Genomic DNA, 11,803 nt, shown 5'->3' with positions numbered 1-11,803 from the left:
GGAATCAGAGTCCCTCAAGGAGGCCTTCACAGCTTTTCGGCGTGATCACTTGACAGGCGCCGACGTCTGCCTGCACCCTTTCACTACTTAATTAGTGAAAGGGTGTTGCCAGTGGTCACCTTCCACCTGGACAAGGGCTCGGGCGTCGCGACGTACGTTCAGCTCGTCCAGCAGGTCAAGAACGCCCTCCGCCTGGGCTTGCTGGAGTCGGGGGACCGGCTGCCGACGGCGAAGGAAGTGGTCGCCGAGCTGGCGATCAATCCCAACACCGTCCTCAAGGCCTATCGCGAGCTGGAACGCGAAGGGCTCGTCGAGGGAAAGCCGGGCCTCGGCACCTTCGTCAAGAAGACGCTCGGAGGCGCTTCGTTCGCGGAGCACACCCGCTTGCGGAAGAGCCTCGCAGCGTGGGTCCGCGACGCACGCGAATCGGGGCTGGATCAGGAAGACGTCGAGGCGCTGTTCACCTCGGTGGTGGTCGATGGCTTTCGAGGGGAGCGGACGGCATGACCGATGAATCCGTCATCGAGGCGACCGGACTCGGCAAGCGCTACCGCCGCAAGTGGGCGCTGCGCGACTGTTCCCTGGCCGTCCCGAAAGGGCGCGTCGTCGCGCTGGTCGGGCCCAACGGCGCGGGCAAGACGACCTTCCTGCACCTGGCCGTCGGACTGCTCGACGCGACCCTCGGCTCGGTCGCGATCCAGGGCACCGCCGCCTTCCTCGCGCAGGACAAGCCGTTGTATTCCGGCTTCAGCATCGCGGAGATGCTCAAGTTCGGCAGACGCCTCAACCCCGGATGGGACGACGAGTTCGCGCTCAAGCGTATCGATTCACTCGGGCTTCCCTTACGGCACAAGGTCGGCAAGCTCTCCGGCGGGCAGCGCGCGCAGGTGGCCCTCACCCTGGCCCTCGCGAAACGCCCGGACCTCCTGGTGCTCGACGAGCCGCTCGCGAACCTCGACCCCCTGGCCCGGCACGAGGTCATGCGGGGGTTGATGGAGGCGGTCGCCGAGACCGGGATGACCGTCCTGCTCTCGTCCCACGTCGTCTCCGATCTGGAGAACACCTGCGACTGGCTGATCGTCCTCAACGGTGGTCGTGTCCAGGTCAGCGGCGACATCGACGAACTCGTCGCCGGGCACCGGACCTTGGTCGGCCCCGCCGAGGAGGCCGACGCGCTGGCCAGGCGGGTCGCGATCGTGGACGAGGCCAGGGCGGGGAGGCAGGCGACCGTGTTCGCCCGCACCGAACCGGTCCCGCTGGGTCCACAGTGGACCGAACGGCCGGCGAACCTGGAGGAAGTGGTGCTCGCCTACCTGCGGCGGCCCGAATCCGCGAGCCTGCCTCGCCCGACACTGGCTTCGGCGTAAGGGGGAACGATGCTCTGGCTCACCTACCGTCAGCACCGGATGCAGCTGATGATCACCGCCGGTCTGCTCGTCGCCGTCGGAATCATCTTGCTGGTCAACGGAAACGCCGCCGCGGACAGTCCGGCCCCGGCGAAGCTCTTCGCGGATCTGTACCAGTACCTCTCCTGGCTCCAGGTCGTCCCGGTCGCGATCGGCGTCTTTTGGGGCGCCCCGCTGGTCGCGGCCGAATTCGAACGCGGCACCACGAAACTCGCCTGGACCCAGTCGATCTCACGGTTCCACTGGCTCGGAGTGAAACTGGCCTTCCTCGCCGTTCTCGCCACCCTCGGCGGGCTCGCGTTCGGCGCGATGATGCAGCGCTGGGTGGAGGTCTTCCCGGCCGATCGCGGCGACACCGCCTTCACCAGCCGTTTCGACAACCCGGTCCTGTTCACGATGACCGGCGTCGCGCCGGGCGCGTGGTGGCTCTTCGGGTTCGTGCTCGGCACCGCCGCGGGCGCGCTCATCCGCAAGACCCTGCCCGCCATCGCCGTCACCATCGCGGTGTCGGTGGGCCTGATGATCGGCCTGAGCAACGTTCGTGACGGCTACGCGGAACCCCGGCTCGTCGCGCTGGGCGCGGAACCCGCGGGCCGGGTCGTCGAGATGGTCAGGGACGCCGCCGGCGAGATCACCGCGCTCAAGGTCCTGCCCGCGGACTGGTACTGGCGCTTCCAGTGGACCGAAGCCGCGATCCTGACGGGCGTCTCGCTGCTGCTGGCCGTCGCCGCGACCTTCGCCATCCGCCGCCGCTCCTAGAAAGGGGTAAGTCAAATGTGGCGTGACCGAGCCTCTGCGGTGAAGGACCCCTTCGCTGGGTCTAGTCAGAGAAGCAGCCTTCGCGGCGTGGTGCTGGACTGGCCGACAGGAGCCAGCCAGCTGCCCTCTGGTGTCCACAAGGGACGCTTTCCGGCAGCGAAAGGTCTGCTTCAAGGTCATATGCCCGGTTGGTGAGGGTGTCGTCGAACTGCGCAAATCGCCCAACTCGGGCACTGACACCTCGAAAATGTCCCTTATGGACAGTCGGGAAGGTGTCTCTTCGGCGAGTCCCGCTCCTGCCGCCAACTCCGGCACGCCACATTTGCCTTACCCTGCTTTAGGGCCATCCTCGCCACTCACGAGCAGGCCAGGAAATCCAGCACCATCCGGGAAAACTCGGCGGGCTGCTCCAGATTGATCATATGCGCGACCCCGGGGACGACCAGTTTCCGGGCGTCGCGTGCTTCGCTTTCGATCTGGCAGGCGATGGCGAGAACGTCCGAGGAATCCAGATCTCCCACCAAGGTCAAAGTGCGGGGGGTCAGCTCGCCGGTGCGCTCGATGGCCCGAAGCTCGTCCATCAGCGTGAAGCCCGAGAGCCCGTGCCGGACGACCGTCTGCGTGTACATCTCCTGGCACAGCCGCCGGACTTCCTGATCGACGTCCGCGGGCGCGCGCCGCGGCCCGTCCACCCACATGCGCAGGATGCATTCGATGGCGCCCGGGAGATCACCCCGCGCACCCGCCTCTTCGAGCTTCTTGGTCTGCTCCAGGACGAAGGGATCCTTCGTCACCATCGCGCTGAGGCCGGTGGCGACGAGCACGAGGTTCTCGACCAGATCCGGATAGGTCAGCGCGAAGTCGACCGCGATCCGGCCACCACCGGACAAGCCGACCAGTGACGCGCGGGGGAGTCCCAGCGCCGTCATCAGCTCGCGGAGATCCTCGTAGTGGCTGAATCGCTTCGTCGGCGTGGACGACTCGCCGTGCCCGCGCGCGTCGTACCGGATGGCGGTGTGGTGGCGTTCGAGCGCCGTCATCGCCGCGTCCCACATCCGGGAGTCGAGGATCCCGCCGTGCAGCAGGATCACCGGATCGCCATCGCCCCGGACTTCGTACGCCAATTCGCCGTTTTCGACCTGAACTCTCCCCGTGGTCATACCGCACGGTACCGAAGAACGCGAAAGGCCCCTTTCCCCAAAGTGCGGGGAAAGGGGCCTCGTGCGTAGTGCTTACGCCTGGGTCATCTTCCGCAGGACGTACTGCAGGATGCCGCCGTTGCGGTAGTAGTCCGCCTCACCCGGGGTGTCGATGCGGACGTCCGCGTCGAACTCCACCTTGGTGCCGTCGGTCTTCGTCGCGGTGACGTGGACCGTGCGCGGGGTCTCGCCGTCGTTCAGCTTAGTGATGCCCGAGATGTCGAACGTCTCGGTGCCGTCGAGGCCGAGCGACGAGGCCGACTCGCCCGCCGGGAACTGCAGCGGGATGACGCCCATGCCGATCAGGTTCGACCGGTGGATGCGCTCGAACGACTCGGTGATCACCGCGCGCACACCCAGCAGGCGCGTGCCCTTGGCCGCCCAGTCACGGGACGAACCGGAGCCGTACTCCTTGCCGCCCAGGACGACCAGCGGGATGTCCTGCGCCGCGTAGTTCTGCGCCGCGTCGTAGATGAACGCCTGCGGGGCGTCGTCCTGGGTGAAGTCGCGGGTGTAGCCGCCCTGCACGTCGTCCAGCAGCTGGTTGCGCAGCCGGATGTTCGCGAAGGTGCCGCGGATCATGACCTCGTGGTTACCGCGACGCGAGCCGTAGGAGTTGAAGTCCTTCTTCTCCACGCCGTGCTCGGTCAGGTACTGCGCGGCCGGGGTGCCCGGCTTGATCGCGCCGGCGGGGGAGATGTGGTCGGTGGTGACCGAGTCGCCCAGCTTCGCCAGCACGCGCGCGCCGGAGATGTCGGTGACCGGGGCGGGCTCCGCCTGCATGCCCTCGAAGTACGGAGGCTTCCGGACGTAGGTGGACTCCGCGTCCCAGTCGAAGGTCTTGCCCTCCGGGGTCGGCAGCGACTTCCACCGCTCGCCACCGTCGAAGACGTCGGCGTAGTCCTTGGTGAACATCTCCTGCGTGATCGCGTAGTCGATGGTCTCCTGGATCTCCTTGGCCGACGGCCAGATGTCCTTCAGGAAGACGTCGTTGCCGTCGGTGTCCTTGCCGAGCGGCTGGGCCTCGAAGTCGAAGTCCATCGTGCCGGCGAGCGCGTACGCGATGACCAGCGGCGGCGACGCCAGGTAGTTCATCTTCACGTCGGGGTTGATGCGGCCTTCGAAGTTCCGGTTGCCCGAGAGCACCGAAACCGCGGTGAGGTCGTTCTCCTGGATCGCCGCGGAGATCTCGTCCGAGAGCGGGCCGGAGTTGCCGATGCAGGTGGTGCAGCCGTAGCCGACCAGGTGGTAGCCCAGCTTCTCCAGGTACGGCCAGAGACCGGCCTTGTCGTAGTAGTCGGTGACGACCTGCGAACCCGGCGCCATCGAGGTCTTGACCCACGGCTTGACCGCGAGACCCTTGTCGACCGCGTTCCGGGCGAGCAGCGCCGCGCCGAGCATGACCGACGGGTTGGACGTGTTGGTGCAGGAGGTGATCGAGGCGATCACCACGGCGCCGTGGTCGAGGATGAACTCGCCGCGGTCGGGGGTGCTGACCTTGATCGGGTTGGTCGGGCGGCCGCTGTGGCCGTTCGCCGCAGACTGGATGTCGACCGCGCCCTCGTCCTTGAACGAGAGGGCGGCCGGGTCGCTGGCCGGGAACGACTCCTCGACGGCTTCGTCCACGTTGGTGTGCGGGACCTCTTCGCCGCCCACGTAGTCGTGGATCGACTTGCGGAACGAGTTCTTCGCGTCGGTGAGCTCGATGCGGTCCTGCGGTCGCTTCGGGCCGGCGATCGACGGGACGACCGTCGACAGGTCCAGCTCGATGTACTCGGAGTACTCCGGCTCGTGCGACGGGTCGTGCCAGAGGCCCTGCTCCTTGGCGTAGGCCTCGACGAGCGCGACCTGCTCCTCGGAGCGGCCGGTGAGCTTGAGGTAGCGGACGGTCTCCTCGTCGATCGGGAAGATCGCCGCGGTGGAGCCGAACTCCGGGCTCATGTTGCCGATGGTGGCGCGGTTGGCCAGCGGCACCGCGCCGACGCTCTCGCCGTAGAACTCGACGAACTTGCTGACCACACCGTGCTTGCGCAGCATTTCGGTGATGGTGAGCACGACGTCGGTGGCGGTCACGCCGGTCGGGATCTCGCCGGTGAGCTTGAAGCCCACGACGCGCGGGATGAGCATGGAGACCGGCTGGCCGAGCATGGCCGCCTCGGCCTCGATGCCACCGACGCCCCAGCCCAGCACGCCGAGGCCGTTGACCATGGTGGTGTGCGAGTCGGTGCCGACGCAGGAGTCGGGGTACGCCTGGCCGTTGCGGGCCATCACCGTGCGCGCGAGGTGCTCGATGTTGACCTGGTGCACGATGCCGGTGCCCGGCGGGACGACCTTGAACTCGTCGAAGGCGCCCTGGCCCCAGCGCAGGAACTGGTAGCGCTCGCGGTTGCGCTCGTACTCGATCTCGACGTTGCGCTCGAAGGCGTCGGCGCGGCCGAAGACGTCGATGATGACGGAGTGGTCGATGACCAGCTCGGCGGGGGCGAGCGGGTTGACCTTGTCCGGGTCGCCGCCGAGGTCGGTGACGGCCTCGCGCATGGTGGCGAGGTCGACGACGCAGGGCACGCCGGTGAAGTCCTGCATGATCACGCGGGCGGGCGTGAACTGGATCTCGATCGACGGGTCGGCCTTGGCGTCCCAGTTGCCGAGCGCGCGGATGTGGTCGGCGGTGATGTTCGCGCCGTCCTCGGTCCGCAGCAGGTTCTCGAGCAGGATCTTCAGGCTGTAGGGAAGGCGCTGGGAGCCCTCGACCTTGTTCAGGCGGAACACCTCGTAGGAGGCGTCGCCCACCTTCAGCGTGTCTTTGGCGCCGAAGCTGTCCTTGCTGGCGGGTGCGGTCACTTCTAACTCCAGTGGCGGGTCAGTTCGGTGAGTTCTCCAGGCCGTTCGGGTCGGCCGGGAGCGAGTCTTGCGCACCCCCACCGTAGGTCCGGACGCGGGATGGCACACCTCGTTCGTCTCCTCAAACAGTACGCCCGTCCTTTTTTGAATTCAAGTCGCCCCCCGGTTCCGGACCCTTCCCGCTCACTTTGACCGGCAAGCCGACACGCGGGTCAGGAACGTCTCATCCACCTGCGGCCGTTCGAGTGACGAAACGTTCGTCTGTTCGTCCCCCGTTGAGGGGAAATGGTGCCTACGGTGTGTAAGTTCCTGGTGGTGCTTCTGGTAATGCTGTGACGGCAGTGGCACAGTGAGGTCGTTGTTCAAGATCAGGAGGTGGGCGGATCGTGCGTGGTGAAGCCGGGTCTGGGGCACGCGCCCGCCGTGGCGTGACCATCGGCGCGCTCGGCATCGCCCTGTTGCTCGGGGTGACGGGTACCGCCGTTGCGGTACCGCCGCCCCCGCCGAATCCCAGCGACTCCGAGATCAACTCCAGCAAGGCCGACGCCAACGCCAAGGCGGGCGACGTCGGCAGGCTCACGAACCAGCTGGCCCAGGCCGAGTCGAAGCTCGCCCAGCTCAACGACGACGTCGAGCTGAAGATGGAAGAGGCCAACAAGGCGAGGGTCGACGCGGAGACCGCGCAGGACGAAGCCGCACAGGCCGATCGCGACGCGCAGGCCGCGCGCACCGAATCCGACGCGGCGCAGGCCGCCATCGACAAGGCCCGCGCCGACCTCGACAGGTTCGCCGCCGCCAGCTTCCAGCAGGGCAGCAAGATCGGCTCGGTTTCGGCATACCTGACGGCCAACAGCCCGAAGGAACTGCTCGGCCGCGCCCAGATGCTCGACGCGGTCGGCGGCAGCAGGCTCAACGCGCTCGACACGATGAAGCGCGCGCAGACGGACAAGTCCAACAAGGACGCGACCGCGCGCAAGAAACTGGAGATCGCGCAGGAGCGCAAACGCGCGGCGGAGGCGGCCAAGCACGAGGCCGACAACGCCCAAAGCGCCGCGCAGCACGCGCAGGACACCCAGGCCGCGCAGAACGAGAGGCTCGAAGCCGACAAGGCGAGCGTCGAGAAGCAGCTCTTCGAAGCGCAGCAGAAGGTCAGCGGCCTGCAGGGGCAGCGGCAGCGCTACGAGGACTGGAAGGCGCAGAAGGCACGCGAGGACGAGGAGCGTGCCCGTCAGGCCGCTCTCGCCGCGTCGAGGCCCAGCCCCAGCCAAGGCGGGGGTGGCCGCCCGACGGGCAGGCCCGTCCAGTCGGCCCCCGCCGGAGCGAGCGTCGAAGCCGTCGTCCGGCGCGCTTTGTCGCAGCTCGGAGTGGTGTACGCCTGGGGTGGCGGCAACACGTCCGGCCCGACGCGCGGTATCCGCGACGGTGGTACGGCGGACCGTTACGGCGACTACAACAAGATCGGCTTCGACTGCTCGGGCCTGATGATCTACGCGTTCGCCGGGGTGAAGTCGCTCCCGCACTACAGCGGCTATCAGTACAACGCCGGGCGGAAGGTGCCGCTCTCCCAGATGCGCCGCGGCGACATGCTCTTCTGGGGCGGCAGCGCGCGGGGTATCCACCACGTCGCGATGTACCTCGGGAACGGGCAGATGGTCGAGGCGCCGCAGTCCGGTCTGCGGGTCCGCATCGCGCCGGTGCGCTACGGCGGAATCATGCCGTACGCGACCCGCTTGATCGGCTAGGCGTGACGTACGCGGGGATCGTGCTGGCGGGCGGTGCTGCGCGTCGCCTGTCCGGTGTGGACAAACCCGCGCTCCCTGTCGGCGGAAAGCCGTTGCTGTCCAGGGCTTTGGCCGCGCTCGCGGACGCGGACCCGGTGATCGTCGTCGGCCCGGAACGACCGGGATTCGGCGACGTCGTCTGGACCCGGGAGTCCTCACCCGGTACGGGACCGGTGGCCGCGCTGGCCGCCGGGCTCGCGTTGGTGCGCTCGGACCTCGTCGTGGTGCTGGCCGGTGATCTCGCGGGCGTCCGGAAGTCCACTGTGGACCGGCTGCTGGCCGGGCTCGGCCGGGCTTCGGGCGCGGTGCTGGTCGACGCCTCGGGGGAGCGGCAATGGCTGCTCGGCGCCTGGCGCGTGGAGGCATTGCGCGACGCGCTGCCGGAGACGGTGGAGAACGCGTCGCTGCGGCGGACGCTGGGCGGGCTGGAGATCGTCGAGGTGCCCGAGGAGCCTGGCGAGAGCGAAGACATCGACACGCCAGAGGATCTGGACCGGCTCTCTTAGGGCGGTCGTGAGTGGTATGGACGGTTCTAACCGTTCCTGCCACTCACGAGACCCGACCGGCTCGATACCTGCGCCATAGTCGTGGCGGTGGTTCGCCGTAGGCTCCAGCAGGCGTCGCCGAGGCCTTCACAGCCGTCATACCGCTGATCGGGTTGGCTACCGTCACGAACGGCTGTGTCACCGACCACTACGGTCACATCCGGACACAAGTACGCAAGCGGGGAACACAGGAGGCACAGTGACCGAGCCCGGCTACGCCGACGGCGCGCAGCAGCAGCCCGGAACGCCGGCGCGGGACGCCCAGTTGCTTGAGCGGACCGTGTTCGAGGTCAAGCGGATCATCGTCGGCCAGGACAGGCTGGTCGAGCGGATGCTGGTCGGCCTGCTGGCCAGGGGGCACCTCCTGCTCGAAGGCGTTCCCGGTGTCGCGAAGACCCTCGCCGTCGAGACCTTCGCGCGAGTGGTCGGCGGTTCGTTCTCGCGGGTGCAGTTCACCCCGGACCTGGTCCCCGCCGACATCCTCGGCACCCGGATCTACCGCCAGGGCGCCGAGCGGTTCGACGTCGAACTCGGCCCGGTGGTGGCGAACTTCGTTCTCGCCGACGAGATCAACCGCGCGCCGGCGAAGGTGCAGTCGGCGATGCTGGAGGTGATGGCCGAGCGGCACGTGTCGATCGGCGGCCAGACCTTCCCGATGCCCGACCCGTTCCTCGTGCTCGCCACGCAGAACCCGATCGAGAACGAGGGTGTGTACCCGCTGCCCGAGGCGCAGCGCGACCGCTTCCTCTTCAAGATCGTCGTCGAGTACCCGACGGCCGAGGAAGAGCGGGAGATCATCTACCGGATGGGCGTCACCCCGCCGACGCCGCAAGAGGTACTGACCCCGGCCGAACTGGTCCGCCTGCAGAACGTCGCTTCGCAGGTCTTCGTGCACCACGCGCTGGTCGACTACGTCGTCCGCCTCGTGCTCACCACTCGTACGCCGAACGACCACGGCCTCGCCGACGTCGCGGGCTGGGTGTCCTACGGTGCCTCGCCGCGGGCCAGCCTCGGCATCATCGCCGCGGCCCGCGCGCTGGCGCTGGTCCGCGGCCGGGACTACGTGCTGCCGCAGGACGTCGTCGACGTCGTTCCCGACGTGCTGCGCCACCGGCTCGTGCTGTCCTACGACGCGCTGGCCGACGGTGTGCCCATCGACCACATCATCACGCGGGTGCTGCAGACCGTGCCGCTGCCGCAGGTCTCGGCCCGTCCGCAGGGCGGCGCCGGGCAGGGCGGCCCGGTCCCGGCCGGCGCACCGGTCAGGTAGGGAAGCGAGCGTGAAGAACGAGAAGGGCGAACGTCCTTCCTGGGCTCCGCCGGTACTCCGCGGGGAGCGGATGGAGGCGGGCCTGCGCACACTCGAACTCGACGTGCGCCGCCGCCTCGACGGTCTGCTGCAGGGAAACCATCTCGGCCTGGTGCCGGGGCCCGGTTCGGAACCGGGGGAGGCCCGGCCGTACCAGCCCGGTGACGACGTCCGCCGGATGGACTGGGCGGTCACCGCGCGGACGACGAGCCCGCATATCCGGGAGACCGTCGCCGACCGTGAGCTGGAGACGTGGCTGGTGGCGGACGTGTCCGCGAGCCTCGACTTCGGCACCGCGCTGTGCGAGAAGCGAGACCTGGTCGTCTGCGCGACGGCCGCGGTCGCCCATCTGACCGGCGGTGGCGGCAACCGGATCGGTGCGCTCGTCTCCAACGGGGCGGGCAACATCACGCGAATTCCGGCGCGTGGCGGCCTCCCGCACGCGCGAGGGCTGGTCCGCAAGATCGCCGAGACCCCGCGCGCCGAGGAAGGTGTCCGCGGGGATCTCGCCGCGGCACTGGAAAAACTGCGCCGTCCGCCCCGCCGTCGCGGGCTCGCCGTCGTGATCTCCGACTTCCTCGGCGACACCGAATGGCAGCGGCCGTTGCGCGCGCTCGGCGGGCACCACGACCTCATCGCCATCGAAGTCCTCGACCCGCGCGACATCGACCTGCCCGACGTGGGCACCGTCGTGCTGGCCGACCCGGAGACAGGGAAACAGCGCGAAGTGCACGCTTCGGCCTTGCTGCGCAAGGAATTCGGCGCCGCGGCGCACGCTCACCGGCAGGAGGTCGCGGCCGCGCTGCGCCGGGCCGGTGCCGCGCATCTGGTGCTGCGCACCGATTCGGACTGGATCGCGGACATGGTCCGGTTCGTGGTGGCCCGCAAGCGCCGCTGGTCCGGTGGTGTCGCGTGAGCCTCACCGGATTCGCCTCGCCGTGGTGGTTCCTGCTGCTGCTGGCGGTCGCCGCGGTGGCCGTGGGCTACGTGCTTTCCCAGCGCGCGCGGCGCAAGCGCACCATGCGGTTCGCCAACCTGGAACTGCTGGAGAAGGTCGCGCCGAAGAGCCAGGGATGGGTGCGGCACGTTCCCGCCATCCTGATCGTGCTTTCGCTGCTGGTGCTCACCGTCGCGCTCGCGGGGCCGACGGCCGAGCAGAAGGTGCCCCGCAACCGGGCCACCGTGATGCTGGTGATCGACACCTCGCTGTCGATGGAGGCGACCGACGTCGCCCCGACCCGGCTGAAGGCGGCCCAGGAGTCGGCGCGTTCGTTCGCGCAGAACATGACCCCGGGGGTGAACCTCGGGCTGATCTCCTTCGCCGGGACGGCGACCGTGCTGGTCGCGCCGACCACCGATCGCGGCGGCGTGGTGAAGGCGATCGACAATCTCAAGCTGGCGCAGTCGACGGCCACCGGCGAAGGGATTTTCGCCGCGTTGCAGTCGATCGAGAGCTTTTCGGCGATCGTGGGCGGCGCGGAAGGCCCGCCGCCCGCACGCATCGTCCTGATGAGTGACGGCAAGCAGACAGTCCCGGACGACCTGTACGCCCCGCGAGGCGGCTACACGGCGGCGCAGGCGGCGAAGCAGGCTCAGGTGCCGATCTCGTCGATCTCGTTCGGCACCACACACGGTTCGGTCGACATCGACGGCAAACCGCAGGACGTGAAGGTCGACGACGAATCGCTGGAGGAGATCGCCCGGCTTTCGGGCGGCGACTTCTACAAGGCGGCGAGCGCGGACGAGCTGAAACGCGTGTACGACGACCTCGGCGAGCAGATCGGATACGAGCTCAAGGACGCCGACGCGAGCAGGCCTTGGGTGATTCTGGGGACGCTGGTGCTGATGATCGGTGCCGCGGCTTCGCTCTTCCTGGGGCAGCGACTGCCGTAGACGCTCGGGCTCTGCGATGAAGGGGCCTTTCATAGCAAAATTTGCTATGAAAGGCCGGAAACCGTGAGCG

General features: G+C 68.4%; 10 protein-coding genes. 8 read left to right on the top strand and 2 right to left on the bottom strand.

The features are described 5' to 3' along the window. Positions 1-111 precede the first annotated feature (111 nt). The 3 genes from LCL61_RS25960 to LCL61_RS25950 are packed head-to-tail and all read left to right on the top strand — an operon-like array spanning position 112 to position 2,165. A complete protein-coding gene (locus tag LCL61_RS25960; protein ID WP_340682133.1) occupies positions 112-507 on the top strand; it encodes a GntR family transcriptional regulator in 396 nt (131 codons plus the stop codon). Beyond that, positions 504-1,367, top strand: coding sequence for an ABC transporter ATP-binding protein (locus LCL61_RS25955; RefSeq protein WP_340682132.1), 864 nt, complete (start codon positions 504-506; stop codon positions 1,365-1,367). The genes LCL61_RS25960 and LCL61_RS25955 overlap by 4 nt, the downstream gene beginning before the upstream one ends. 9 nt (positions 1,368-1,376) lie before the next feature. Next, positions 1,377-2,165, top strand: coding sequence for an ABC transporter permease (locus LCL61_RS25950; protein ID WP_340682131.1), 789 nt, complete (start codon positions 1,377-1,379; stop codon positions 2,163-2,165). A 356-nt stretch (positions 2,166-2,521) separates the two neighbouring features. Here the strand turns inward: LCL61_RS25950 and LCL61_RS25945 are convergent, their stop codons facing one another. Beyond that, a complete protein-coding gene (locus LCL61_RS25945; RefSeq protein ID WP_340682130.1) occupies positions 2,522-3,325 on the bottom strand; it encodes an alpha/beta hydrolase in 804 nt (267 codons plus the stop codon). Positions 3,326-3,397: 72 nt separating this feature from the next. Next, entirely contained in the window at positions 3,398-6,205 is a 2,808-nt protein-coding gene (locus LCL61_RS25940; protein WP_340682129.1) for an aconitate hydratase, read from the bottom strand. Positions 6,206-6,591: 386 nt separating this feature from the next. Here LCL61_RS25940 and LCL61_RS25935 point away from each other — a divergent pair, with 386 nt between their 5' ends. The 5 genes from LCL61_RS25935 (at position 6,592) to LCL61_RS25915 (ending at position 11,733) form a co-directional block, all read left to right on the top strand. Beyond that, positions 6,592-7,947 (top strand): NlpC/P60 family protein, encoded by a 1,356-nt coding sequence (locus LCL61_RS25935; protein WP_340682128.1) that lies wholly within the window; start codon positions 6,592-6,594, stop codon positions 7,945-7,947. Positions 7,948-7,949: 2 nt separating this feature from the next. Beyond that, complete coding sequence (mobA, locus tag LCL61_RS25930) at positions 7,950-8,492, top strand: molybdenum cofactor guanylyltransferase (protein ID WP_340682127.1); 543 nt, start codon at positions 7,950-7,952, stop codon at positions 8,490-8,492. Between the two features lie 238 nt (positions 8,493-8,730). After that, positions 8,731-9,801, top strand: coding sequence for an AAA family ATPase (locus LCL61_RS25925; protein WP_034306533.1), 1,071 nt, complete (start codon positions 8,731-8,733; stop codon positions 9,799-9,801). 70 nt (positions 9,802-9,871) lie between these two features. Then, entirely contained in the window at positions 9,872-10,756 is an 885-nt protein-coding gene (locus LCL61_RS25920; RefSeq protein WP_228688411.1) for a DUF58 domain-containing protein, read from the top strand. Next, on the top strand, positions 10,753-11,733 hold the full coding sequence (locus LCL61_RS25915) for a VWA domain-containing protein (RefSeq protein WP_016334115.1): 981 nt from the start codon (positions 10,753-10,755) through the stop codon (positions 11,731-11,733). The genes LCL61_RS25920 and LCL61_RS25915 overlap by 4 nt, the downstream gene beginning before the upstream one ends. Positions 11,734-11,803 lie beyond the last annotated feature (70 nt).

The sequence above is a fragment of the Amycolatopsis coloradensis genome (assembly GCF_037997115.1).
GTDB lineage: Bacteria > Actinomycetota > Actinomycetes > Mycobacteriales > Pseudonocardiaceae > Amycolatopsis > Amycolatopsis coloradensis_A.
The sequence above is the reverse complement of the archived record's forward strand: the minus strand, read 5'-3'. Positions and strand labels throughout refer to the sequence as shown.

Bases quoted from the DNA above. Each gene is read 5' to 3' on its own strand.
- LCL61_RS25950 (WP_340682131.1), top strand. From the start codon at position 1,377: ATGCTCTGGCTCACCTACCGTCAGCACCGGATGCAGCTGATGATCACC.
- LCL61_RS25945 (WP_340682130.1), bottom strand. From the start codon at position 3,325: ATGACCACGGGGAGAGTTCAGGTCGAAAACGGCGAATTGGCGTACGAA.
- LCL61_RS25920 (WP_228688411.1), top strand. From the start codon at position 9,872: ATGGAGGCGGGCCTGCGCACACTCGAACTCGACGTGCGCCGCCGCCTC.
- LCL61_RS25955 (WP_340682132.1), top strand. From the start codon at position 504: ATGACCGATGAATCCGTCATCGAGGCGACCGGACTCGGCAAGCGCTAC.